The organism is Bradyrhizobium sp. 87 (assembly GCF_023073015.1).
GTDB classification, from domain to species: Bacteria; Pseudomonadota; Alphaproteobacteria; order Rhizobiales; family Xanthobacteraceae; genus Bradyrhizobium; species Bradyrhizobium canariense_D.
In genome coordinates this window covers 296,386-320,876 of the sequence record NZ_JADPIQ010000090.1, presented here as the reverse complement: position 1 = coordinate 320,876, position 24,491 = coordinate 296,386, and the positions used below count along the sequence as shown (strand labels likewise).

Genomic DNA, 24,491 nt, shown 5'->3' with positions numbered 1-24,491 from the left:
TCTTACTCCCCATCCGTCGTGGTGGTGGTGGTGGTTTCAGCGTCTTCACGCGGACGGCGCGGACCGCGGTCACCGCGGAAGCCGCCGCCTTCACGATCGCCACCACGGAAACCACCCTCGCGGTCGCCACGGAAGCCACCGCCTTCGCGATCGCCACGGAAGCCGCCGCCACGGTCGTCACGCTCGCGGTCACGGTCGGCCTTGCGCATCATCGCGGACGGGCCTTCCTCGAGCTCCTCGACGCGGACGCTGAGATAGCGGATCACGTCTTCGCTGATGCCCTCCTGGCGCTCGATCTCGGCGATCGCCGCGGACGGCGCGTCGATGTTGAGCAGCACGAAATGCGCCTTGCGGTTCTTGTTCATGCGGTAGGTGAGGGAGCGTACGCCCCAATTCTCGGTCTTGGTGACCTTGCCGCCGAGACCTTCGACGATGCCGGTCATCTGCGCAGTCAGCTCTTCGACCTGCTGCGTGCTCGCGTCTTGGCGCGCGAGAAAAACATGCTCATAGAGAGCCATGGAAGTCCTTTCCTCATGTTGGCGCATCGCCCGGCGTCAAGCCCTTAAGAGGCCTTCGGAAAGGACTCTGGGATTAAGCTCAGAAGGCGGAAACACGGGACGACGGGCCGACTGGCCCTGCCACACCAAAATCACAAATGATTTGCTGAGACCGTCCGTTCAGCTCCCGGCCGGGGTCTGCGGATGGGCGCCTTATACGGATTTCGGCTGACTTGGCAAGGTTGCAGGCGCCGTTTCGGCGCGGGGATCGCAATGCGGGCGGCCGGATCCGCCGCCGACCATCATACCGGCTTGATTTGTTTGTTTGTATATTATACAAATAAATCAACCGGAGCGAACTCCAATGGCAGAAAAGCCGGCCCACGAGCCCCTCAAGGAGGCAGGCGATCCCAAACACGCCGCCCGCGCCACGCGGTCGGCCGGCCGCAAAATGCGCTCGCTGCTGCTTGATGCCGCGAGCCCGCTGTTTCGGGAGCGGGGGCTGTCGGGTACGGCGATCACCGACATCGCGGCCGCTGCGAACGCGTTCCCGAGCCAGATCACCTATTATTTCCGTACCAAGGAGGCGCTGTTCGTCGAATGCGCCTGCCGCGAGCTGCTGTATCTGGCGCGGGCGACCGAGCAGGCGGCGCTGAAGGCGCGCGCGCCGCGGGATTATACCCACGCGCTGGCCGAGACCGTGACGACGTGCGATTCGGTGGCCTTCTTCGCCGAGGCGCTGACGCTGACGCGGCGGCGCCAGGATCTCGCGCCGCTGGTCGAGCGCACCATCGAGCGCCTGCACAGTGAAGGTGCGCGGGCCTATGCGAGCCAGGTCGCGCGGCACGGCTGGCGCTCCCTGCGCGCGCCCGACGAGAGTTCGCGGCGGTTCTGGGCCGTCGCCATCGGCGTCATCCTTGAGGGCTACGCCATGGGCCGTTCGCCCGAGGCGCTGTGCGCCGAGATGCTGCGCGTGCTGGGCGAACAGGCGAAATCCTCTGATGACACTGCGCGGCTGCGCCTCGTCGACGCGCGCGACGCATCGAGCAATTCGAATGAGGAGGATTAGGCCATGACTGCGCTTCGCATGCGTGCCCGCGATTTCCTGACCGACGAGCAACTTGCCGACGTGCGCCGGCGCGTGACCTGGAAAGGCGTCGCGCTGATCGCGCACGCCTGGGCGCTCATCATCGCGGCAATCGCCTTGGTCGCGTGGTGGCCCAATCCGATCACTTATGTGCTCGCCGTTGCCATCATCGGCTCGCGCCAGCTCGGGCTCGCGATCCTCATGCATGACGGCGCGCATGGCTGCCTGTCCCCCGACGAGAAGACCAATCTGACCCTAAGCCAGTGGTTCTGCGCCTATCCTCTGTTTGCGGAGACGCGCAGCTATCGGCGCTATCACCTTCAGCACCATGCGCGCACCCAGCAGGAGGACGATCCCGATCTCGTGCTATCGGCGCCGTTTCCGATCACGAAGCTGAGCTATCGCCGCAAGTTCATTCGCGACCTCACCGGGCAGACCGGCTACCAGCAGCGCAAGGCGCAATTGCTCAACGCGCTCGGGCCGAAGGACTGGCCATCGCGGCAGCGCGCGGCGCATTTGTGGGAGAAGCTTGGCCCGCAATGTCTGGTCAATGGCGCGATGTTCGCAGCGCTCACGGCGGCCGGCGTGTGGTGGGCCTATCCGCTGCTATGGCTGGTGCCGCTCCTGACCTGGATGATGGTCATCACCCGCATCCGCAACATCGCAGAGCACGCGGTCGTACCTGACAGCAGCGATCCCCTGCGCAATACCCGCACCACCTATGCCAATTTCCTCGAGCGCTTGTTCATCGCGCCGTACTACGTGAACTACCACCTCGAACATCATCTCTTGTTCTACGTGCCCTGCTACAATCTGCCGAAGGTGCACCGCTTGCTGAGTGAGAGCCGGCATGCGGGCCGGATGGAGGTGCAACCGAGTTACGCCGCCGTGCTGCGGCTTGCGACCGCGAAGCCGAACCGCGATGACCGGCCGGGGCAATTGGTCAACAGCGCGCGCCGCGCGCAGGCGGGGTCCGAGGTCGATGCCAACCAGACGGCTGGCGGATTCTAGGAACCCGTCACTCCGGTTGAAGGCTGCCAGTCGAAGGCTGATCGAAGTTCCCATCTTGGCTTGACATTCCGGCCCCGGACAGTGTCTACGGCCCCCTTTGGAGCTTGATCCGGAACCATGGCCTAAGGCCGCGCGTCATCGGCTGCCGGTTCTCGCAGAGATCACGCCCGACAAGCAGGGAGCGCCGATGACGGCAGCATTCACATTTCCGGGGCAGGGTTCCCAGGCGGTCGGCATGGGCAAGGCCCTGGCCGATGCCTTTCCGGTGGCGCGCGCCGTGTTCGACGAGGTCGATGCCGCGCTGGGGGAGAAGCTGACGGCGACCATCTGGGATGGTCCGGCTGAAACCCTCCAGCTCACCCAAAACGCCCAGCCGGCCCTGATGGCGGTGTCTATCGCCACCCTGCGGGTGCTGGAGGCCGAAGCCGGGTTTTCCGTGCGGCGGGATGCGGCCTTCGTCGCCGGCCACTCGCTCGGCGAATATTCGGCGCTGGCCGCGGCCGACAGCCTGACGATTTCCGACACGGCGCGGCTGCTTCGCATCCGCGGTCTCGCAATGCAAAAAGCTGTGCCGGTCGGCGTCGGTGCGATGGCCGCTCTGCTCGGCCTCGACTACGAGGCCGCCGTGGCGGTGGCGGAGGAGGCCGCTCAGGGAGAGGTCTGCCAAGCCGCCAACGACAATGGCGGCGGGCAAGTGGTCGTCTCCGGCGACAAGGCTGCGGTCGATCGCGCCGTCGAGATCGCCAAAACCAAGGGCGCTAAGCGAGCAATGCTGCTGCCGGTGTCCGCACCGTTCCATTGCAAACTGATGCAGCCGGCTGCCGACGCAATGGCGGAGGCGCTGGCCGGGGTCACGATCAAGGCGCCGGCCGCCCCGCTGGTGTCGAATGTGCTGGCGAGCGCGATCACCGATCCCGACGAGATCCGCCGGCGCCTGGTCGAGCAGGTCACCGGCACTGTGCGGTGGCGCGAGTCGGTTGCCTATATGGCGGGGCAGGGCGTCACCCGTTTCTTTGAGATCGGTGCCGGCAAGGTGCTGACGGGCCTGGTCAAGCGTATCGCAGACGGTGCCGTCGGCGTTGCGGTCGGCGGTCCCAACGACATTGCTGCTGCCAAAGATGCATTGGCTGCTGCCAAGCAGGCCTGAAGCGCGATAATTCGTCGTCGCGCGCGAGTTCTACAGTTGACGCACGACCCTTTCGGAAAACCGCTGCGCGCGTTTCCGGATCGTGCCTTGGAGGAGTTATCGATGTTCGATCTGACTGGCAAAAAGGCGCTCGTCACCGGCGCAACCGGCGGCATCGGCGGCGCGATCGCGCAGGCGCTGCACGCGCAGGGCGCCACCGTCGCGATATCGGGGACGCGCAAGGAAGTGCTGGATGAGCTTGCAGGCAAGCTCGGCGAGCGCACCCATGTGCTGCCCTGCAATCTCTCCAAAGTCGAGGAGGTCGAAGCGCTGGTGCCCGGTGCGGAGGCGGCGATGGGACAGGTCGACATCCTCGTCGCCAATGCCGGCATCACGCGCGACAATCTCTTCGTGCAGCTCCGTGACGAAGACTGGGAGGAGGTCATCAACATCAATTTGACCTCGACCTTCCGGCTTGCCCGCGCCGCAACCAAATTGATGATGCGCAAGCGCTTCGGCCGCATCATCGCCATCACTTCGGTGGTCGGCGTCACCGGCAACCCGGGGCAGGGCAATTATACTGCGTCGAAGGCAGGCCTGATCGGGATGATCAAGACGCTGGGTGCCGAATACGCCAAGCGCGGCGTCACCGCGAACTGCATCGCTCCCGGCTTCATCAAGACCCCGATGACCGATGCGCTCAACGACAAGCAGCGCGAAACGATTCTGACCAAGGTTCCGGCCAATCGCCTGGGGACGCCAGAGGACATCGCGGCGGCCGCCGTCTACCTGAGTTCGAACGAAGCGGCCTATGTCACCGGCCAAACCATCCACGTCAACGGCGGCATGGCCATGATCTGACGCCTCATGCCGCACCGCCCCTTGGGCAGCCGAATGCGGCAAACGGCCGTTTCCGGAGCGAAATGAGGCTTGTAGTCAACGCAATTGAAGTATGATAACCGGACCTTCAACGGATGGGCAAAGAACGCCATTGCAGGTTTTTGAAACCCTGTATATTGGCGATGCGGAGCCTTGGCCGTCATTCGCCGGGCCTGCATCGGTTAGGATGGGGCCAGATCAAAGTTCGTAAGCGAAGGCAGTCAACGACCACGACGGCTCGTATCGTCCCGGGGGGTCGGGTCTACAGGGAACAACACGAGGTTATGCAATGAGTGAGATTGGCGAGCGGGTTAAGAAGATCGTGGTCGAACACCTTGGTGTTGAACCCGAGAAGGTTGTCGACGCTGCGAGCTTCATCGACGACCTCGGCGCCGACAGTCTGGACACCGTCGAGCTGGTGATGGCGTTCGAAGAGGAATTCGGTTGCGAGATTCCGGACGATGCCGCGGAAACGATTCTCACCGTCGGCGACGCCACCAAGTTTCTCGAGAAGAACGCGAAGAGCTAACGCTCTTCATTTTCGCGGGGACAACATTGAAACCGGACGGACCGCCCAACAGCGGTCAGCCGGTTTCTTGTTATTGGCCGTGAATCTTTCGATGCGGAGTTTTCGGACATGAGGCGGGTTGTCGTTACGGGTCTTGGCATGGTTTCGCCACTCGGCTGCGGAGTCGAGCCGACCTGGAAGCGCATCCTCGACGGCGAAAGCGGCGCACGCAAAATCGAGAGCTTCGATGTCTCCGATCTTCAGACCAAGATCGGCTGCACGGTCGTGCGCGGCGACGGCACCAACGACACTTTCAATCCCGACATCTGGATGGAGCCGAAGGACCAGCGCAAGGTCGACGACTTCATCATCTTCGGCATGGCCGCAGCCGGCCAGGCGCTCGACGATGCCAACTGGCATCCCGAGACCGAAGAGGATAAATGCGCCACCGGCACCATGATTGGATCCGGCATCGGCGGCCTCAACGGTATCGCCGAGACTGCGGTCCTGCTGAAGGAACGCGGGCCGCGCCGGGTCTCGCCGTTCTTCATTCCGGGCCGCCTGATCAATCTCGCCTCCGGTTATGTCTCGATCAAGCATGGGCTGAAGGGGCCGAACCATTCGGTGGTCACGGCCTGCTCGACCGGCGCTCACGCGGTTGGCGATGCCGCCCGCCTGATCGCGCTCGGCGATGCCGACGTCATGGTTGCGGGCGGCGCGGAATCGCCGATCGGCCGCATCGGCATTGCCGGCTTCAACGCCGCGCGTGCGCTCTCGACAGCCTTCAACGAAACGCCTGAGAAGGCCTCGCGTCCCTACGACAAGGACCGGGACGGCTTCGTGATGGGCGAGGGCGCCGGCGTTCTGGTCCTGGAAGAGCTCGAACACGCCGAGCGCCGCGGCGCGAAGATCTATGCCGAGGTGATCGGCTACGGTCTCTCGGGCGATGCCTACCACATCACCTCGCCGTCACCCGACGGCGACGGTGGCTTCCGCAGCATGGCGGCAGCGCTCAAGCGCGCCGGCCTCACCGCGTCCGATCTCGACTACATCAATGCGCACGGCACCTCGACACCGCTCGGTGACGAGATCGAGCTCGGTGCGGTCGAGCGTCTGCTCGGCAATGCCGCTTCCAAGGTCGCGATGTCCTCGACCAAATCGTCGACCGGTCACCTTCTGGGTGCGGCTGGCGCGATCGAGGCGATCTTCGCCATTCTCGCGATTCGCGATAATGTCGTGCCACCGACCATCAACTTGGACAATCCATCGGTCGAGACTGCGATCGATCTCGTGCCGCACAAGGCGAAGAAGCGCGAGGTCAACGTCGCGTTGTCGAATTCTTTCGGTTTTGGCGGTACCAACGCATCGGTGATCTTCCGGCGTCCGGTCCAATAGTTTGTGTTTGCGACGAATCCACCATTTTGCCGTATTCGGCGATAGTCATACAAGTGGGCGCGTGTACTTGGCCAGACAAGCGATTGTCGGGTCGCATTTGAACCGGCAGGATTCAGGTTGCTTCGATGAGTGAAAGGCCGCCCATTTCGCCCCGGAGCCCGCGGGCAGCGCTCGAGCCCGAGCAGGTCCCGCCGCCGCCGAAGCGATCGGACCGCGCGCGCAATCCGTTCGTGATCGTCGGCAACGCCATCATCACCCTGCTGCTGATTGCAATGATCGGTGCGGGCGGCGTGTACTATTACGGCCGGCAGGTGCTCGAGGCGCCGGGACCGCTGAAGGAAGACAAGATCGTCAACATCCCGCAGCGCGCCGGCAAGCGCGACATCGCCGAGACGCTGAACCGGGAAGGCGTGACCGACGTCAATCCGTGGGCGTTCATTGCCAGCGTCGCTGCGTTGAAGGCGAGCTCGGACCTCAAGCCCGGTGAATACTCGTTCCAGAAGAACGCGTCCTTGCGCGACGTCATTGCCACAATCGTCGAGGGCAAGGTGGTGCAGCATGCCGTGACGATTCCGGAGGGCCTCACCTCCGAGCAGATCGTGGCGCGCCTGTCCGACAACGACATCTTCACCGGCAGCGTGCGTGAGCTGCCGCGCGAAGGCACGCTGCTGCCCGAGACCTACAAGTTCCCGCGCGGCACCCCGCGCGATCAGGTGATCCAGCGCATGCAGCAGGCGCACAAGCGCGTGCTGACCGAGATCTGGGAGCGCCGCAATCAGGACATTCCGGTCAAGAGTCCGGAGCAACTGGTGACGCTGGCCTCGATCGTCGAGAAAGAGACCGGCAAGCCTGACGAGCGCAGCCGTGTCGCCGCGGTGTTCGTCAATCGCCTGAAGCAGAGGATCAAGCTGCAGTCCGATCCCACGATCATCTATGGCCTCGTCGGGGGCAAGGGCACGCTCGGCCGTCCGATCAAGCGCAGCGAGATCACGCAGCCTTCGCCCTACAACACCTATGTCATCGAGGGCCTGCCGCCGGGCCCGATCTCCAACCCCGGCCGCGCCTCGCTCGAGGCTGCCGCCAACCCGGCCCGTACCCGCGACCTCTATTTCGTCGCGGATGGTACCGGCGGGCATTCCTTTACCGAGACCTACGACGCGCACCAGAAGAACGTCGCCAAGCTGCGCGCCATGGAAAAGCAGATCCAGAACGACACGGTCGAGCCGGCCGAGGACGCGCAGCCGCCGGCCGCCGCCGCGCCCGGCGCCGCCGATACGCCGACGGCGACGACGCCGGCACGCCCCAACCAGCAGAAGAAGCCGCCGGCCGCTCGCCCCCCGGGTCCGCCGCCGGCCCGACAAGGCGCGGTGCAGGCCTCGCCCCCGGTGGTGCAGCGCTAGGCCTGCGCGTAGACCTGCCCCGCGGGACTTTGCGGATTACATTTTCCTGCAAAATAGTCTTAAGATTCGCGTGGCTTGATGGCCGCGCGAATCCCGTGCTTCTGGAGAAATTGACCTGATGGCGTTGTCGTCCATGACCGGCTTTGCCCGAAGCCACGGCGCGAGTGGGCCGTATACGTTCGAATGGGAATTGAAGTCGGTCAATGCCAAGGGCTTTGACTTGCGGGTGCGGCTGCCGCAGGGGTTCGACGAGCTGGAGGCTCATGCCAAGAAGCGCGCCGCCGAGCTGCTCTCACGAGGCACCGTCTACGCCAATCTGACCGTCAAGCGGGCCAATGCAGCCACCAGCGTCCGCGTCAACGAGGACGTGCTCAACGCCGTCCTCAAGGCCGCCGCCGTGATCGCCGGCAAGGTCGATGCGGTCGCGCCGAGCGTCGACGGGCTTTTGGCCATCAAGGGGGTCATTGAGGTCGCCGAGCCCGAGGGCGACGAGGAGGAGGACAAGGCCGCGCGCGCCGCCGCCGCGGATGCCTTCGACAAGGCGCTCGCCGAACTCGTCGAGATGCGCAAGCGTGAGGGGACCTCGCTCGGGCAGATCCTGATCCAGCGCGTCGACGAGGTCGAGCAGCTGGCGAAGAAGGCGGAGGCCGCGCCCGGTCGCAAGCCCGAGGCGGTCAAGGCCAGGCTCGCCGAGCAGATCGCGAGCCTCCTCGACACCTCCGACCGTTTTGATTCCGACCGCCTGATGCAGGAAGCGATCCTGATTGCGACCAGGGCCGACATCCGCGAGGAGCTCGATCGGATCGCCTCGCACATCGCGCAGGCGCGCGAGCTGATCGGCAAGGGCGGCCCGGTCGGGCGCAAGCTCGACTTCCTGGCGCAGGAGTTTCACCGCGAAGTCAACACCTGCTGCTCGAAGTCGAACGACATCGAGCTGACCAATACGGGGCTCGCCATGAAGAACGTGGTCGAGCAGTTCCGCGAGCAGGTCCAGAATCTGGAGTGATCGATGACGATTGGCGGTCACGGAACTGATGGTGTCGAGCGGCGCGGATTGATGTTCGTGCTGTCCTCGCCGTCGGGCGCGGGCAAGACGACGCTGTCGCGCATGTTGATCGACCGTATGCCCGGCCTTCGAATGTCGGTGTCGGCGACCACGCGGGCGATGCGGCCGGGCGAGGTCGACGGCAGGGATTATTCGTTCGTCGACAAGGCTACCTTCGGCGCGATGGTGAAAGCCGACCAGCTGCTGGAATGGGCGACCGTGTTCGACAACAGTTACGGCACGCCGCGTGCGCCGGTCGAGGCGGCGCTGTCAGCCGGGCAGGACGTGCTGTTCGACATCGACTGGCAGGGCACGCAGCAGCTCCGAGAGAAGGCGCGCGCCGACGTCGTCAGCGTGTTCATCCTGCCGCCCTCGGCTGCCGATCTCGAGAAGCGGCTGCATTCGCGCGCGCAGGATTCCGACGAGGTGATCCGCAAGCGCATGAGCCGCGCCAGCCACGAGATGAGCCACTGGGCCGAGTACGACTACATCGTCATCAACCACGACGTTGACGAGGCCTTCGCCGAGGTGCAGTCGATCCTGAAGGCCGAACGCCTCAAGCGCGAGCGGCAGACCGGCCTCGTGGGCTTCGTGCGAGGTCTGCAAGGTCAACTTCAAGGCTAGTAGGCTGCGTCAGCCGCGGCCCGTCCTTCGCCAACCGTTCCAGCATCGTCGTGATCACGTCGATGTCGATGGCGTTCTCGACTCCCGCGTCGTCATGGCCGGCCGGCTCTTCGTCATTCACGTCGTTGGCCGCGAGCTGCGGTGCGGCCTCGATCTGGAATTCTCCGTTGAAGATATCGGCCTCGTCGAGCTCTGCGGCCTCGACGTGGACTTGGTCTTGCGCTTGCGGGGCGAGCTCGTCGATCACATCGATCTCGCGATCGATCGCGGCGAGCTGCGCGGTCTTGAGCTGGGTTGACTGCGGACGCAGGGCATCGAAATCCACCGGGCGGGGCTGCCGAGCGTGCGGCGCGCCGGCGGGCGCAGCGTTGAGCCAGGGTGCACGGCCATCGTCGTGATCGTGCGGCTCAAAATTGTCCCAGTTGACGCGGCGCTGGTCGGCGGCCTGGACGCGCATGCGTCCACCGGCGAAGCGGTAGATGACGCTGGCGAGGATGCCGGCAAGCGCCAGCGCGCCGCCGATCACGAGCAGCAGCATCTGGAGCGAGCCGGTCTGCTTGTCGGCGGTGCTGTCTGCCGCGGCCAGAGCCATCGGAGCAGGGGACTTCGCCGGCTTCGCGGTCGGCTGCGCGGCGGCCGCGACAGGTGCAGGCGACGGCTGCTCTGTGGGCGCGGCGGACGCCGTGGAGGCGTCGGGCCAGCGCCCGGCGACGGCGGGCTGCTGTGCGTTGGCGTCAGCGGAGGGGTTCGCAGCTTGCTGCGTCGGCGCCGGTCCCGCCTGTGCAGGCGTCTTCACGGCGGCGATGCTCTGCGGCGTCAGATATTCGGCGCGCGCGTCCTCGACCGAGTGCTGCTGCGGCACGGCTGAATCCGCTGCAGGCGTATCGGGCGCAGTCTGTGCGGTTTGGGTGGCCTTGCCGCCTTCGGCGCGCAGATACCAGCACTGCCGCTTGGTCGCGCGCTCGAGGCGATAATGCCAATGCTGGCCCTGCGGCGCGGCGCCCTTTGGCGAGCCAAGGCAGTCGCTCGCGGCATTTGCCGTGCTCGGTGGCGTCGATGCATTCTGCGACACGGCGGCAAGTGGCGCGCCGGCAATGATGCTGCCTACGAGGGCAGATAAGAATTTTGCGGTGCGGTTGCCCATCCTGGTCTCCCGATTACGCATGACGCAACTCGTTACCTTCCCTTTGTCGTCAAAGACTTGGGTGGCAATGAGCCGCAAATCCGGAGAGGATGTGGCCTGAATCGGGCTTGCGCGGCGTTCGTTCCCCCGCGAAACCAGACTTTTTCGCTGCTATTGCTTGGTCGAAGTCCAGGTTCCGCCGCAGCCGTCCGAGCGGCGGAAGGAACCGGAGCCGCTGCGGGCAGCGAGGCGGCCCGAGCCGGTAAAGGTCACGCCATCGCCTTGACCGAACGTGCTGACCGCGCCGCTCGCGCTGACGGTACCCGTGACGCCTTGGCCTATGACCTTGCCCGAGGAGACCACGACCGCGCCGGACGTGGTGCCGCCGCAGCCGACGCTGACGACCATCCAGGCGCCGTCGAAACTCACGCCACCGCCTCCACCACCGCGTCGCGAGGAGCTGCGCGGCTCCTCGGCGGGCTTGCTGCGGCGCGCCGAGGGCGCCGGCTCGGCGGAACGATCCGACCGCGAGCCGGACAGCGATTTCTCGTCATTGCCGATCGAGCCGCCGGCGCTGCCGGACTGCGCAACGGCGGACGGTGGAGCGCCGACGGCGGACAGGAAGACGGTCAGGGCAATCGCAGGGATGATGGCGCGCATGAGTAAAAATCCAGAATGAAAAATCGTATCAGCGGCCGGAGCCGTCGGCACAGACGGAACCGATAATGCGGCAAGCTTTGCCAGCCTTGCCGCATTCGTCAAGCGCGGCATCTTTCGCGCGCTGCACGCTGTCGCGCTGGACCAGCGACCAGGATTTGTCGGAGATCGCGAACGCGCCGCAGCGGTTGCCATAGAAAGACAGCTCGATCGGACATTTGGCGCCGGCGCAATTGCCGCGCGCATCCGCCACCGCCGCGCGCCGCGAGGCGTGGTTCCAGGAGATGCCCCATTTGCTGCCGTCGGGGCCGTAGACGATCGAGCCCCATGGCTTCAGGTCCTCCATCTTGCGCATCCGCAACAGCAGGCCTTCGGTGGCTTCGCCCGTCGGCGCCATGGAAATCCGCTGCTGGAGTTTCGTGATCGCGCGGGTCAGTCCATCAGGGCTGTCAGGATCGAAATTGAGCTCGTAGAGCCGCTCGCTGAGTTCGCTCAGCAGGGCGGCATCGCGCAAGGGGACGCGGTCCGGATCGGCGCGCAGCCGATCCGCCGGCGGCGGATCGGGCTGCATCGCTGCGACCTGCGGCGGCGCGGTTTGCGTGGGGGCGACGAAATAGAAGGTGCCGTCGAGCGGCGAGGACGACACCCAGGGCTGCTGCGCGCCGGACGTGGCGCGCTTCACCGCGAGGCCGACCTGGTTGAAGGTCTGGAACACGTCGAGGCCCGCGGTCCGGACCGTCGCGGCCAAGGCCTTGGTGTAGGGGCTGTGGCCGTCGCTGCCGTCCTGGGCGACGTTGCCGGGTTGGGTTGCGTAGGAGATCAGCGTGCCCTCGGGCGCGCGCATCTGCGCGAGGCCGCCATCGGAGGCGCGCAGGCCGCGTGAGCCGAAGGGGTTGTTGCGGCAGGCGTCCAGGATCACGAGGTTGAGGCGCGTGCCCGATCCCTGCATCTGGCGCAGCACGAGGTTGACATCGGTCATCTGGAAGTCGACGTCGGCCTCGCGGGTCGGATTGGCGCCGACCGGCACGAGATAGTTGGCGCCCGAGACCTGCACGCCGTGGCCGGCATAATAGAACAGCGCGACGTCGGCGCCCTGCACCTGCCGGCCAAAGCTCTGCACCGCCAGATCCATCGCGCCCTTGTCAAGATCGAGCTGGGCGCGGCCTCCGACCAGCGTAAAGCCGAGCAGGCCAAGCGTGTCCGCCATCAGGCTCGCGTCCTTGGATGGATTGTCGAGCGGCGTGATGTTCTTGTAGGCGGAGTTGCCGACCACGAGCGCGATGCGCTTCTCGGCCGATGCCGGGTGCGTTGCGACGACGAGCAGGGCTGCGACCAGCATCGCCAGCCCCGGGACGCGATTGAAAATCCTCGCGCGCATCAAAATTCCCCAAACAATATCGCCATTCTACCAGCTCGAGGCGCGGGCGAAAAGCGGTGCGACAGTGTGTACAGCGTTGGCCGGTCGCGCCGGGGAGGGCGCACGCTTGCGCGTTCCCGCGGCAGATTCTGCCCGAACCTTGCTGCCGTTCATCGCCCAACTGGAGGCCAAAGGGCGCAGGGAAGGCCGGGCGCCGGCGGCACCCGTTGGTCCGTGCGCTACAGGAATGCACACGGGGTGGACCGATAGGGTGGCCGATCGCCCGGCCTTCCCTGCGCGGATGGTTTTAACGGTGTCCTTCGTGCTCTCCCCGGGGAGCGATGCACTATTGCCCCCGTCGCCTGGCCGATCGATGATGCGCGCGCCCGGTCGGGCCGCCACATCACCGCGAGGCTTGACGCACAGACCCCGGGCGTCAGGACCACACGACTTCTCCATCCGCGGACGGTCCGGCCGAAATCATCGAGGGCTTGCGTGTGCTCACCCCCGATGACCGACAAGCCCGCTCTCCAGCGCCGTGTCGTACGCGTCGCGCGAGGACTCACGGTTGCCCGCCCTGTCGTCACGCCGCCCGCGCCGTCGCTGCCGCGTCCACCGCCACCCGGCCCGCATGTCGTGACGGTCGCGAACGCCCCTTTGGCAGGGCCAGGATGACGGGCGTATGCCACAAATCCGAAATTCGGAAAAGCGAAATATTTTTGCGCGGAGGCCTTGACGGGGGTGTTTTGCCCGACGCGTCAGCGCCGGTGGCGAACGACCCAAATCGGGCTTGGAGCCACCTGAAACGCTTGTCATCCGCTGGCAAGAACAATGTCGAAATGCGCGATCAACGCATGCCTCTCAAGGCGTGATGGCGAATTTTGCAGAGTAACGATTAACCTTTCCGGATGCGGGGCCGCATTGAGCCAGCGGTCGGTCACGTTTTCTTCTTCGCCAGCGAAATACAACTGGGTCACCAGGCAATCGAACCGCCCCTCAACGGTGAGATGAATGTGCGGCGGCCTGACCTCGCCCTCTGCTGTCGGATAGCGGCCCGGTTTGACGGTACGAAAGCTGTAGTGCCCGGCCGCATCCGTTGTGAGACGCGCGAAGCCTTTGAAATTGGGATCGAGCGGCGCCGGATTGATATCACTCGGATGACGATATTTCCCCGCCGCGTTGGCTTGCCAGATGTCAATGCGTGCATGCGGCACCGGCGCTCCCGAACGCGTGAGCACGCGTCCGCTGAGATGGATGAGCTGGCCCAGCGCCTCAGCGGTGCTGCCGCTTGGACGCGCCAGATCGGTTGCCAGATCGGGGTGCTCCGAGACCGGGTAGAACGGGCCGACAATCTGCGGCGGCGTGATCGCCAATGCTGCTGCATCGCGGCCACTCGTCTGGGCTTTGGATGGGGTCTGGCTCATCAAGGCAGCTTGATATCCGCATCCTTGACGACCTTGGCCCAGTGGGCGATGTCACTCCGGATTCCCTCACCAAATTCTGCGGCGGTGCCACCCACGGCTACGGCTCCTATCTTGTCGAGGGAAGCACGGATCTTCGGCTCGAGAAGTACCTTGTTAATTGCCTTGTTGAGCTGCGACGTTACTTCCGCAGCCGTTCCACGCTTCGCTGCAAAGCCGATCCAATCGGCTGTCACCAGATCGGGAAAGCCTGCCTCGATCACAGTGGGAATGTCTCCCAGGGCAGCAATCCTGGTGGGGGCGGTGACGGCAAGCGCTCGCAACTTGCCGGTCGCAATGAGGTCAATAACCGGAAGCGTGGTGACAAACATGTATTGGACGTTGCCGCTGATCAGATCGGTGATTGCTTGGGAAAACTGCTGGTAGGGCACGTGGGTGGCGCGCACGCCCGCCTGCAATGCAAACATTTCGCCGATCAGGTGCGAGGGGGTGCCGAAGCCCGCGGAAGAGAAGTTGAGCTTCCCTGGCTTGCTCTTGAGCAACGCCACCAGACCGGCTAACGAGTCGACCGGCAAGGAAGGCGTTGTAACGAGCACGGTGTAGGATTTCGATATCTTGATCACCGGATCGAAATCCACATCCGCCCGTGTCTCCGCCTTCGGAAGCAGGGCCGGGGTGACCGTCATCGGAAGGCTCATGGTCAGCAGTGTATAGCCGTCCGCCGGACGACCGCTCACGTCGTTCATGGCAATGGTCTGCAGCGCACCGGGGCGATCTTCCACCACAAGTCGCCAGCCTTCATTGGCGGCGAGCTCGTCGGCGATCATGCGGCTGATGATGTCGGGCGGTGTCCCCGCGCCGGCAGGGACTACAACACGTATGAGATTGGACGGATAAGGTTGCGCGGCGACCTGGCCGGGCAGCAACAATCCCGCGAGGCTTCCGAACAGGAAGGTGCGACGGGGTACATGAATGTTCGACATGGCTGCTCCAAACCTTGGCGGTGGAGGGTAACGCGAATTGCAGCTGTCCCGCGGATCTATATAAGAAAAGTTCTATTTCTCGATAGTTCTATTCCATTTCGGAAAGGGTCGCATGCTCGATGCATCCCAGATCAGCCGTCGGATCAAGCTGCGGCAACTGAACGTGTTTATCGCCGTCGTGGAATACGGGAGCATGGCGAAGGCGGCCGAGCACCTAGCCATTTCTCAGCCTGTCATATCCAAGATGATCGCAAGCCTGGAGCAAACGATCGGCCTTCCGCTTCTGGAGCGCAGCCGGCTCGGCGTTGAGCCCACGCTTTACGGCAAGGCCTTGCTCAAGCGCAGCATTGCTTTGTGCAACGATTTGCGGAGTGGCGTCGACGAGCTGCAATCGCTCGCTGATCCCGCGGTGGGTGAATTGCGCATTGGCAGCACCGAGCCCGTGATGGCCGGACTACTGCCGGCCATCATTGACCGGCTATCCCGGCAATATCCGAGGCTCGCGCTTCACATCATCGAGGGCGAACCGCCGGAGCTTCAGGATCGTCATCTGCGCAATCACGACATCGACCTCATGATAGGGCGCCTGCCGAGCCCGACACCCGCTGCCGATACCGACGTCGAAGTGCTGTTGCACGAAAGCGGTGTCGTTGTCGCAGGCTTGCACAGTCCGTGGGTGGGGCGGCGCAAGATCCGCCTCGACGAGCTGGTCAACGAGCGTTGGTGCCTGCCGCCGCGCGAAAGCTTTCCGGGCGGCTGGATTGCCAACGCATTTCACGCCTCCGGGCTGGAGGTGCCACGTGCCAGCGTAACCGTGTATTCGATCCTTATGCAGTCGGCGTTGCTCTCGTCGGAACGATTCCTGAGTTTCCTTCCGGCATCGATGTTGCACTTCAGCGCGAAGCGGCTGTCGATGAAGGTTTTACCGGTGGAAATGCCTATTCAGATGTGGCCGATCGGGATCATTGCGATGAAGGGCAGAACGCCAAACCCTGCTCAGCGGCTGCTCGTCGAGTGCGCCCGGGAGGTCGCAAAGCCGCTCGCAGGTAAGCGAAACGCGCGTCGTTCCGCTCCTGCGCGGCCATCGTCGGCTACCCCGGGGTAAGGCGGTGGCCGGGCGAGCGCAGCGAGCATTCCGGAGTGCTGCCGCGGAACGATTTCTGGAATGCTTGTCTTCGCCGGAAATGACGCCGAGGAGATGGCGGTCCAACCGGATCACCTCGGGAAACTTATGCTTCCGGCCGTCGTTTAATTGCGGCTGAGGAGACGCCATGCCGATCAAGGACCAGATCAAAAATCTCGCCAAGAAGTTCGTTGAGGATCACCCCGACGCGGCAACGCTGCGGGCGCTCGTGCGGGCTCGGAAGCCGACAGCCATCCGTTTCCAGGACGATGGCATCGTGCCGAATAACCCGCATTTTCCCGTCTTGCTCTATCGCGGCGCGGTGAACCTGAAGACCCGGCGTTTTGCTCCAGAGGTCATCATCGACACGCTGTTCGATCGTCACGGCTGGGGCCGCTCTTGGCGCGATACGGTTTATGACTTTGTCCACTATCATTCGCAGATCCACGAAGTGATGGGCGTGGCACGCGGCACGGCCAGGATCGAGTGCGGCGGGATCAAGGGGCGAATCCTGAGCGTGAAGGCCGGAGATGTTCTGGTCCTTCCCGCAGGGACCGGACACCGACTGATCGAGTCCAGCCGGGACTTCCTGGTCGTCGGAGCGTATCCGCAGGAGGGGACGTATGACGAGTGCACCGACACGCGAGAGCGTCCTGACGCCAGCAAACGCGTCGCCAAGGTCCGCAAGCCGAAGACCGATCCCGTGCTGGGTGCCGGCGGCCCGTTGCTCAAATCATGGCGGATAAAGCCATCGCGATCGTGAGGCGGGGGATCGCTTTTGCTGTGCCGGTTCGAATGTCGTTCGTTGGGACGCCGCCCGTCTTTGTCAGGTCAGATAATCCGGCGTGAAATCCGCGAGCGCGCGGAGCTCGTCGGGTTGCAACAGCTCGATCTCGCTTCCCTCCCAGGCAATCAATCGGCGCCCTCTCAGCTCCTGGATGGTGCGATTGACGTGGACGATCGACAGTCCGCAGGCATCGGCGACGTGCCGCTGCGTCATCGGCATCTGGAAGCGGCCGTTCTTGACGAGGCCCACGACCTCCAGCCTTGCGGCGAGCTCGCAGATCAGATGGGCCACCTTCGGCAGTGCCGCCTGTGCGCCGAGGCGCGCGATCCATTGTCGCGAGATCGCCGCATCGATCAGCGTCTCGCGCCAGAACGCGCGGGTCAGGTGAATGGAGCCGTCGAGCAGCTGCTTGAGTTGGCTGTGTGCGACGTAGCCGACGAGGGAAGGGCCAAGACCGACGAGGTCCGCATCCATCGGCGAGACCAGCAGCGTGTGGAGGCACGGCATGTCGCCGGGAACGTGGAAGGCGAGGATCTGGCTGCGATCGCCGACGATGCGCGCCTGATAGAGGAAGCCGCTGACGACGAAAACGCAGCGAGAGGTATCTTCACCCTGGCGCAGCAGGGTCTCGCCGTCGGAGACCTGGCGCAGCGTGGACGGCAGAGCCGCGATCTGGCGGCGTTCGTCGTCGGAGAGGCCTTCAATCGCCTGGAGATGTGCGATGAACTTGGGGTGCGACATGGAGAGGAGGAGGTGTTTCAGTCGTCACCCGGCATCGCCGGCTCGAGCAGGCATCGTGAGAGTTTCGCGATGGTCCAATCGGACACGGGAACCGCCTGGAACTCGCGGATGGCGCGCGCAAGCTCCTGATCCGACATCGGCCGCGCCGGCTCCTTCAGCGTGCCTCGCTGGAAGGCAGCGCTGATACTGTCCAGGTGCTCGCCCGACTCCGATGCGAACAGGTGGCGAATGCGCTTCAGGATCGTGGTAGAGCTCATGCGAATGGCGGGCGCAGTCAGCGATCGAGGGACGGTGGGCTGCGACCAAGTAATGTCGCAGACCGGTAGCAACCTGTGCTTCCGACCCGCGTTCTAGTCCGCTGGATACGGGCCAGATGTATCATTTGATCGAACCGGCAGGATTTTTGGCGGGACCTATGGAAAAAGCGCATGACGTGCTGATCCGGAACTTGGGCGAGCACACCGCACTCGCCCAGGAGGATGTCGCCGAAATTCGCGGGCTGACCTTTGTGCAGCGCGAGTTCGCGCCGAACGAGGATTTCATCCGTCAGGGCGACGAACCCGAGCATTCGGCGCTGGTCGTCTCCGGCATGATCGCGCGCTACCATTTGCTCGACAGCGGCCGGCGGCAATACCTCGCGTTCCATCTGTCCGGCGACCTGCCGGACTCCCAGGGCTTGTTCATCGACCAGATGGACCATGGCCTCTGCGCCCTCGGGCCTGCCTCGGTGGCCTTCATCCCGCATCGCGAATTGTTCATTGCCTTCCGGCGACGGCCGACCTTCGCACTGTCGGTTTGGCGCGAGACCCTGCTCGATGCCGCGATCTTTCGCGAGGCCATCACCAACAACAGCGCCCGGCCGATGCACGCGCGCATGGCACACCTGTTCTGCGAGCTGTTCTACCGCGCCGGCGCAGCGCAGCTCGTCCGCGGCAATCGCTGCCGCCTGCCGCTCAGCCTGGCGCAGCTCGGCGAGACCTTGGGTATGGCGATCGCGACGGTGAACCGGACGCTCGCCGACCTCAGGCGGAGCGGGACCATGGACATGCACGACGGCGAGCTCATCGTCATGAAATGGCGCGAATTGCAGCGGCTCGGAGGCTTCAGTCCGACCTATCTGCACTTGAAGCGCCAATCGCCGCCGCATGCGTGAGACCTAAAGCTAACCGTCCGCGGCCGTGCGTCCCATCACCTCGTCAAAGTGCTTCTTCACCCAGTCGTTGCAGGAGCAGGCTCTGGCTTCGAGCGCCGGCGCATCTAGGATCAGGATGGCGCCGCGGCGTGTCGCGAGGATCCGCCTGGCCTTGAACATCTGGATGACGCGGCTGGCATAGCTGCGGGACACGCCGAGCATGCCGGCCAGCTGCTCATGGGTGAGGGGGATCTCGGGGCCGCCGACGTGCTCCTGCGCGGAGATGATCCACTTGGCGGCGCGCTGCTCGATCGAATGCGCGGCATTGCAGGCCGCGGTCTGGAGCAGCTGCGCGAACTGGCAGTCGGCGTAGCGAGAGAAGATTTGCAGAAGCGTGGCCGACCTCTGCTGGGCCTGCTCGAGCACGCGCGGCGGCAGCCGCAGCAGGGTGCCGCCCAGCTTCACGACGATGCGCGAATAGGCCAGCGAGGCGCTGCGGCCGGCGGCAATGCCCACCGCGCCCTCGCGCCCGACCAGCAGGCTTTCGACCTCGCGATCGTCCTCGACCGGCACGGCGAACGACACGAGCGTGGAGCGGCAGGGAAAATGGACCGCCGCCACCTCGTCGCCGGCATGATAAAGGATGTGGCCCGCCTCGAGTTCGACCGGCTGGAGGTGCGGCGCGAGCAGTTCGAAATCCGGGCGGCTGAGCTGCTGGAGAAGATCGTTCTGGGGCCGACCGGTCACATGTCTTGCTCTGGCCGGGAATCGGCACCGGCCAGAACCCTACGTTTCCGTGACGGAGCCGACGGTTCCAAAGTGCACACAAGGCGTTTTTCAGCCGTTGAAAAATGGCCTCCGGCTTGCGGAATTCCAGAAAGTTTTGGCGAGGCATGGGACGAGGCAATGGCGCAGCCGAACCCAGCGGCCTTCAACATTGCGAGCTCTGTGCAGGAGTGCACACAGCAGGGGCGCGGCTCCAGCGTAGCGCGCTCGTCGCGGAGCGCCGCAGCCCGTGCGCTCTGCCCGACGGACCGCCGGCCTATACCTCAACGCCGCCGGGCCGGCGGGCCCGAGGGCGGCCGGGATGTTCATCACCCGAAGTTCGTCACCCGAAGCGTGCTTCGCAATCGTGCGCGGGCCGGCCTTTTTCCGCGTGGGCGCGATAGGCATCGATCGCCCTGTTGGCGAGCATCAGTTGCCGGCGCTCGCCGGTCCTGAGCTGGGCCTCAATGGCGTCGAGCAGGACGTTCGCCGTCTCGTCCGGGGAGCCGAGCTCTCCGCTCTGCTCCAGGAAACTCCAGGCGATGAAGAATGCGTTCTCGACGGTGCAGCGAATGGACATGGCTGCCAACGCGGCGCGGCCGTTGCCGTTCCGCGGGACAGACGAATGCTTTGAATTGGCGCGCGTGCCCGCTACTTCAGCGAGCTGCCGATCGAGGTGAACTTCTTGTTCAGCGTCGCGCCGAGATTGTTGACGACGGCGATGATCGCAAGCGCAATGCCAGCGGCGATCAGGCCGTACTCGATCGCTGTGGCGCCGGACTCGTCGGCGAGGAAGCGGCGGATCGTCTGCATGGTTGCCAGAAATCCAAAAAGAGAGCTGGCGAGGACCGTATTCTGCAGAGAGCGGGTTCCCCAATTTGGAACACGGGTCTGCGTCAGTTTCTAGTTCTTGAGCACGATGCGGCCGACGACCTTGCCGGCGCGAAGCTCGTCGATCCATGTTTGGACGTCGGCCATCGGCTCCTCGCGCATCGGCGTCGGCTTGATCTTGCCGGCGCGGGCGAGCGCCATCAGCTCGTGAGCCTCGGTGAGTGTGCCGACCATGAAGCCCTCGATGGTCATGCGCTTGTAGACCCATTGCACCATCGGCAACGTGAACTGGCCCCCCATCAGGCCGGAGACCACGATCTTGCCGCCGCGCGCGGCGACGGCGACCGCGAAAGCCATGGACTTCTCGTTGCCCGCGAAGTCGACGATCTCGTCGAAGCCGCCATCGGTTTCCTTGAGGATGCGCTTGACCACGTCGGGCTCGGCCGGATCGTAGGCCACCGCCGCGCCGTTCTTCAGCGCGGTTTCGCGCGCGGCACCGCTGAGGTCGGCGACCGTGATCGGCTGCTTGAACATGGCCGCCGCGAAGGAAAGGCCCATCATGCCGACACCGCCGAGGCCGATCAGCAGGAGGTTGCGCTGGCGCGGCCGGTCGACCAGGCGCTTGAGCGCGCCGTAGGCGGTGACGCCGGAGCACATCAGCGTCGCGGCCTGGTTGACGGGCAGGGGATCGTAGTCGAGCAGATATTTCGCGTCGGGCACCAGCACGTGGGTGGCGAAGCCGCCGTCGATGGAGACGCCGAGAAAGCGCTGTCTGGCGCAGAGATTCTCGTCGCCATTGGCGCAGTCGCGACACTGGCCGCAACCGATCCACGGAAACACCGCCTTCTTGCTGCCGACGAGACCGGCGAATACCTCGGGGCCGACTTCGTCGACCACGCCCGCGATCTCGTGGCCGAGCGTGAAGGGCAGCGTCATGCCGCGCGTGGTGTCGAGCTTCTTGCCGCCGCCGAGATCGGCGTAGCCGTCCTGGATGTGCAGATCGGAGTGGCAGAGGCCGCAACGCTCGATCCGCACCAGCACCTCTCGACCTTGCGGCTTCGGCGTCTCGACGATGGTCTCGCACAGCGGCGCATCGAACTTGACGAGGGACTGCCGACGCATCAACGCCATATTTCTTCCTCCGAAATTATCTCTCTGTTTCGCTGCGTATATTGGCCAATTCACGGGCCATGGCAACAAAGCCGGAAATCAGAACGGTCTCCGCGCGCCGCGTCGCATCGACGCCGGCAGCTGCGGCGAGCCGCGCGGGATCGGCGCCGAGCGCCTTCAGGCTTTGCCGCAGCATCTTGCGGCGCTGGCCGAAGGCGGCGGCCGCGACCTGTTCGAGCAGCTTGCGATCGCAGGCGAGAGGCGTTTCGCGCGGGATCAGTCGCACAACGGAAGACGTAACCTTCGGCGGCGGCACGAAGGCGGACGGCGCGATGTCGAACAGGATCTTGGTCTCGCAGCGCCAATTGGCGAGCACGCCGAGTCGGCCGAAGGCCTCTTCGTCCTCGCGCGCCACGATGCGCTCGCCGACCTCGCGCTGGAACATCAGGACCATCATTTCGTACCAGGGCGGCCAGGGTTCGGTGGTGAGCCAGCCGACGAGGAGGTGGGTCGCGATGTTGTAGGGCAGGTTGGCGACGATTTTTGCTCTTTCGCCTGATAGCAGCGGGCGCGGGTCGAAGGTCATGGCGTCGCCATGGACGATCTCGAGTCGGCCGGGATAGCGCGCAGCAATATCCTGCAAGGCAGGGATCGCGCGCTCGTCATGCTCGATGGCGATGACGCGTCTGGCGCCGAGCGCGAGCAGGGCGCGCGTCAGCCCGCCCGGGCCGGGGCCGATCTCGATGATGGTGGAATCCTCGAGTGGAGCCGCCGCACGCGCGATGCGCGCGGTGAGATTGAGGTCGAGGAGGAAGTTCTGGCCGAGCGATTTGCGCGCCGACAAGGCGTGCTGGCGAATGACCTCGCGAAGCGGCGGGAGGTCATCGATCGTGCTCATCGGGTTTTCGCAGCCGCCATCCGGCTCGCAAGCCTCAACGCAGCGATCAGGCTTGCCGGATTGGCCTTGCCGGTGCCGGCGATGTCGAAGGCGGTGCCGTGGTCGGGCGAGGTGCGGATGAAGGGCAGTCCGAGCGTGACGTTGACCGCGTCATCGAAGGCCACAGTCTTGATCGGGATCAGCGCCTGGTCGTGGTACATGCAGACGGCGCAGTCATAGCTGTTTCGCGCGGCTTCGTGGAACATGGTGTCGGCGGGGAGCGGTCCCTTCGCCTCGATACCGTCGCCCCGCAACGTCTTGATCGCCGGCGCGATCACGGTCTGCTCCTCGTGGCCGAGCGAGCCGTCCTCGCCCGCGTGCGGATTGAGGCCGGAAATCGCGATGCGCGGATTCGCGATGCCGAAGCGGGATTTGAGTTCGGTCGCGACGATGCGCACGGTCGAGACGATCAGCTCGCTGGTGAGCTGGGCCAGTGCATCGCGCAAGGAGACGTGGATGGTCACGGGCACTACGGCGAGCCGCGGCGACCACAGCATCATCACCGGCTGCGGCGTGGGGCCGTCTTCCGCGGCGAGTTCTGCGAGGAATTCGGTATGGCCGGGATGGCGGAAGCCGGCACGATAGAGCACGCTCTTGGCAATCGGATTGGTGACAACGGCGCCGGCGCGGCCCTCGCGGACATCCGTGACCGCCTGGCGGATCGAGGCGAGCGCGGCCGGCGCGCTCGATGCGTCGGGCTTGCCGGGCGCGGCGCTCGCGGGCTCGCCGGACGCAACCACGGGCAGGGCCTGGGGGAAGGCGGCCTCGGCCTCGCCGGTGGTCACCGAAGCGATCCTGACGGCAGCGCCGAGCGCCTTGGCGCGGCGGGCGATCAGCGCCTCGTCGCCGAGCAGATAGAAGGCGGGCAGGTCCAGTTCGCGGCGCTTGAGCCAGGCTGCGATGGTGATGTCGGGGCCGATGCCGGCAGGCTCTCCCAGCGTCAGGGCGAGGGGCTTGGCAGGCTGCTTGGCCATCAGCGGTTGCGATACTCGATCATCGCCGCCTTGCGGAGCTCCTCGAGATAGGTCTTCTGGGTCTTCTCGTACTTCTCCTGATACATCTTCTCGCGGACCTCGCGCTTCTTCGGCGTGTCGATCATGGTCGGCTTGCGCGAGCACAGCACCACCATCTCGATGCCTGCCTTGGTCGTCTCGGGCGCGGTCAGGTGGCCGATCGGCGTGTCGTCGAGCACCTTACGCAGCGCCTCGGGTAATTCAGCGGTGGTCTTGGTGACGACGTCGCGGATGGTGGCGTTCGGCGTGGAGCGGAACAGCGAATTGGCTTCTTCGCAGCTTCCGACGCGCGAGCGATACTGCTCGGCTTCCTTATGCCGTGTCTCCAGGAACGCCGGCGACGAGCCCCGTGGCACGATCAGCACGATCGGCTGCATCTTGTATTCGGTGCCCTCGATCTGCAGCTTGTCGCCGGTCTGGGCCTGCACGGCCTGCGCGACGTCCTTCTCGCCGACCAGCAGCTTCTCCTTGAAGCGGCCGCGCACGAGGCTGGTCCAGACCATCTCGGCCTTCATGCGGCTCTTCAGGGTTTCGGGGCGGACGCCCTTGACCTCGAGCGACTTGGTGAGCTGGTCCGGCGAGATGCGCATGCGCTGCGCCATGCCCTCGTAGGACTGGTTGATGTCGGAGACGCCGGGGTCGACACCATATTTCTTGCCTTCCTTCATCTTCACCCGGTCGTCGATCAGCTCGTTGATGACGTCCTGGCGGGCCGGTGTCTTCTGCGTCGTCAGCTGGTCGAGCTTGGAGCGCTGCTCGATGTCGAAGTCGGTGATGGGATCGCCGTTGACCATCAAGACGATGTTCTGCGCACGCAACGGCGCGCCGGCCAGCAGCAGGGCGGCGAGGATGAGGAATAGGCGGAAGACAGGCAATGGGATCGTCATATTTGTCGCTCGCATGTCAGCCGAGGTGAACCTGCGATCGGGAACACGCGGC

Annotated in this window: 27 protein-coding genes; 12 read left to right on the top strand and 15 right to left on the bottom strand. The window is 64.9% G+C overall.

The annotated features are described in order from the left end of the window. Positions 1-2 precede the first annotated feature (2 nt). Positions 3-518, bottom strand: a complete 516-nt coding sequence (gene rpsF, locus IVB50_RS24205) for a 30S ribosomal protein S6 (RefSeq protein WP_018459121.1) — start codon at positions 516-518, stop codon at positions 3-5. Positions 519-861: 343 nt separating this feature from the next. Here rpsF and IVB50_RS24200 point away from each other — a divergent pair, with 343 nt between their 5' ends. From IVB50_RS24200 to gmk, 9 genes are all read left to right on the top strand, one after another. Beyond that, positions 862-1,566 carry a TetR/AcrR family transcriptional regulator C-terminal domain-containing protein gene (locus IVB50_RS24200; protein WP_018459120.1) on the top strand — a complete coding sequence of 235 codons (705 nt, stop codon included), beginning with the start codon at positions 862-864 and terminating at the stop codon, positions 1,564-1,566. A 3-nt stretch (positions 1,567-1,569) separates the two neighbouring features. Continuing rightward, positions 1,570-2,595: a fatty acid desaturase family protein gene (locus IVB50_RS24195; RefSeq protein ID WP_018459119.1), complete on the top strand. Its 1,026-nt coding sequence runs from the start codon at positions 1,570-1,572 to the stop codon at positions 2,593-2,595. A 187-nt stretch (positions 2,596-2,782) separates the two neighbouring features. After that, positions 2,783-3,742, top strand: a complete 960-nt coding sequence (gene fabD, locus IVB50_RS24190) for an ACP S-malonyltransferase (RefSeq protein WP_026233738.1) — start codon at positions 2,783-2,785, stop codon at positions 3,740-3,742. Positions 3,743-3,844: 102 nt separating this feature from the next. Then, positions 3,845-4,582: a 3-oxoacyl-[acyl-carrier-protein] reductase gene (gene fabG / locus IVB50_RS24185; RefSeq protein WP_026233737.1), complete on the top strand. Its 738-nt coding sequence runs from the start codon at positions 3,845-3,847 to the stop codon at positions 4,580-4,582. A gap of 307 nt (positions 4,583-4,889) precedes the next feature. After that, the gene (locus tag IVB50_RS24180) at positions 4,890-5,129 is read left to right on the top strand and encodes an acyl carrier protein (RefSeq protein ID WP_006020277.1); all 240 of its coding nucleotides are present in this window, start codon (positions 4,890-4,892) and stop codon (positions 5,127-5,129) included. A gap of 108 nt (positions 5,130-5,237) precedes the next feature. Then, a complete protein-coding gene (gene fabF / locus IVB50_RS24175) occupies positions 5,238-6,503 on the top strand; it encodes a beta-ketoacyl-ACP synthase II (RefSeq protein WP_026233736.1) in 1,266 nt (421 codons plus the stop codon). A gap of 125 nt (positions 6,504-6,628) precedes the next feature. Beyond that, a complete protein-coding gene (gene mltG / locus IVB50_RS24170) occupies positions 6,629-7,903 on the top strand; it encodes an endolytic transglycosylase MltG (RefSeq protein ID WP_018459115.1) in 1,275 nt (424 codons plus the stop codon). 118 nt (positions 7,904-8,021) lie between these two features. Then, positions 8,022-8,909, top strand: coding sequence for a YicC/YloC family endoribonuclease (locus IVB50_RS24165; RefSeq protein WP_018459114.1), 888 nt, complete (start codon positions 8,022-8,024; stop codon positions 8,907-8,909). 3 nt (positions 8,910-8,912) lie between these two features. Further along, entirely contained in the window at positions 8,913-9,572 is a 660-nt protein-coding gene (gmk, locus tag IVB50_RS24160; RefSeq protein ID WP_018459113.1) for a guanylate kinase, read from the top strand. Here gmk and IVB50_RS24155 read toward each other — a convergent pair. The 5 genes from IVB50_RS24155 to IVB50_RS24135 form a co-directional block, all read right to left on the bottom strand. Then, the gene (locus IVB50_RS24155) at positions 9,505-10,716 is read right to left on the bottom strand and encodes a hypothetical protein (protein ID WP_018459112.1); all 1,212 of its coding nucleotides are present in this window, start codon (positions 10,714-10,716) and stop codon (positions 9,505-9,507) included. The two genes, gmk and IVB50_RS24155, sit on opposite strands and share 68 nt — an antisense overlap. A gap of 150 nt (positions 10,717-10,866) precedes the next feature. Next, positions 10,867-11,355 (bottom strand): hypothetical protein, encoded by a 489-nt coding sequence (locus tag IVB50_RS24150; RefSeq protein ID WP_018459111.1) that lies wholly within the window; start codon positions 11,353-11,355, stop codon positions 10,867-10,869. 28 nt (positions 11,356-11,383) lie between these two features. Then, positions 11,384-12,730 (bottom strand): caspase family protein, encoded by a 1,347-nt coding sequence (locus tag IVB50_RS24145; protein WP_247297476.1) that lies wholly within the window; start codon positions 12,728-12,730, stop codon positions 11,384-11,386. 791 nt (positions 12,731-13,521) lie between these two features. Then, positions 13,522-14,133 (bottom strand): protocatechuate 3,4-dioxygenase, encoded by a 612-nt coding sequence (locus tag IVB50_RS24140; RefSeq protein ID WP_026233735.1) that lies wholly within the window; start codon positions 14,131-14,133, stop codon positions 13,522-13,524. Beyond that, positions 14,133-15,113 carry a tripartite tricarboxylate transporter substrate-binding protein gene (locus IVB50_RS24135; RefSeq protein ID WP_018459108.1) on the bottom strand — a complete coding sequence of 327 codons (981 nt, stop codon included), beginning with the start codon at positions 15,111-15,113 and terminating at the stop codon, positions 14,133-14,135. The genes IVB50_RS24140 and IVB50_RS24135 overlap by 1 nt, the downstream gene beginning before the upstream one ends. Positions 15,114-15,225: 112 nt before the next feature. On the opposite strand from IVB50_RS24135, the gene IVB50_RS24130 reads away from it, so the two are divergent. After that, a complete protein-coding gene (locus IVB50_RS24130) occupies positions 15,226-16,218 on the top strand; it encodes a LysR family transcriptional regulator (protein ID WP_018459107.1) in 993 nt (330 codons plus the stop codon). A 166-nt stretch (positions 16,219-16,384) separates the two neighbouring features. Continuing rightward, positions 16,385-16,999 (top strand): hypothetical protein, encoded by a 615-nt coding sequence (locus IVB50_RS24125; RefSeq protein WP_018459106.1) that lies wholly within the window; start codon positions 16,385-16,387, stop codon positions 16,997-16,999. Positions 17,000-17,062: 63 nt separating this feature from the next. Here IVB50_RS24125 and IVB50_RS24120 read toward each other — a convergent pair whose 3' ends face one another. Both IVB50_RS24120 and IVB50_RS24115 read right to left on the bottom strand, forming a co-directional pair. After that, positions 17,063-17,764 carry a Crp/Fnr family transcriptional regulator gene (locus IVB50_RS24120; protein WP_247297474.1) on the bottom strand — a complete coding sequence of 234 codons (702 nt, stop codon included), beginning with the start codon at positions 17,762-17,764 and terminating at the stop codon, positions 17,063-17,065. 17 nt (positions 17,765-17,781) lie between these two features. Next, positions 17,782-18,021 carry a hypothetical protein gene (locus tag IVB50_RS24115; RefSeq protein ID WP_018459104.1) on the bottom strand — a complete coding sequence of 80 codons (240 nt, stop codon included), beginning with the start codon at positions 18,019-18,021 and terminating at the stop codon, positions 17,782-17,784. Positions 18,022-18,179: 158 nt separating this feature from the next. Between IVB50_RS24115 and IVB50_RS24110 the strand changes: the two genes are divergently transcribed. Then, positions 18,180-18,917, top strand: coding sequence for a Crp/Fnr family transcriptional regulator (locus IVB50_RS24110; RefSeq protein WP_247297472.1), 738 nt, complete (start codon positions 18,180-18,182; stop codon positions 18,915-18,917). A 9-nt stretch (positions 18,918-18,926) separates the two neighbouring features. Here IVB50_RS24110 and IVB50_RS24105 read toward each other — a convergent pair whose 3' ends face one another. The 7 genes from IVB50_RS24105 to IVB50_RS24075 form a co-directional block, all read right to left on the bottom strand. Further along, complete coding sequence (locus IVB50_RS24105; RefSeq protein ID WP_018459102.1) at positions 18,927-19,643, bottom strand: Crp/Fnr family transcriptional regulator; 717 nt, start codon at positions 19,641-19,643, stop codon at positions 18,927-18,929. Between the two features lie 361 nt (positions 19,644-20,004). Next, positions 20,005-20,241: a hypothetical protein gene (locus IVB50_RS24100; RefSeq protein WP_018459101.1), complete on the bottom strand. Its 237-nt coding sequence runs from the start codon at positions 20,239-20,241 to the stop codon at positions 20,005-20,007. A 71-nt stretch (positions 20,242-20,312) separates the two neighbouring features. Beyond that, entirely contained in the window at positions 20,313-20,474 is a 162-nt protein-coding gene (locus tag IVB50_RS24095; RefSeq protein ID WP_018459100.1) for a Flp family type IVb pilin, read from the bottom strand. Between the two features lie 90 nt (positions 20,475-20,564). Beyond that, positions 20,565-21,623, bottom strand: coding sequence for an alcohol dehydrogenase (locus IVB50_RS24090; RefSeq protein ID WP_018459099.1), 1,059 nt, complete (start codon positions 21,621-21,623; stop codon positions 20,565-20,567). Positions 21,624-21,639: 16 nt separating this feature from the next. Beyond that, positions 21,640-22,500: a 16S rRNA (adenine(1518)-N(6)/adenine(1519)-N(6))-dimethyltransferase RsmA gene (gene rsmA, locus IVB50_RS24085; protein WP_247297470.1), complete on the bottom strand. Its 861-nt coding sequence runs from the start codon at positions 22,498-22,500 to the stop codon at positions 21,640-21,642. Continuing rightward, positions 22,497-23,513, bottom strand: a complete 1,017-nt coding sequence (pdxA, locus tag IVB50_RS24080) for a 4-hydroxythreonine-4-phosphate dehydrogenase PdxA (protein WP_018459097.1) — start codon at positions 23,511-23,513, stop codon at positions 22,497-22,499. Before pdxA ends, rsmA begins: the two co-directional genes overlap by 4 nt. Next, on the bottom strand, positions 23,513-24,439 hold the full coding sequence (locus tag IVB50_RS24075) for a SurA N- domain family protein (RefSeq protein ID WP_026233734.1): 927 nt from the start codon (positions 24,437-24,439) through the stop codon (positions 23,513-23,515). Before IVB50_RS24075 ends, pdxA begins: the two co-directional genes overlap by 1 nt. Positions 24,440-24,491: the final 52 nt, after the last annotated feature.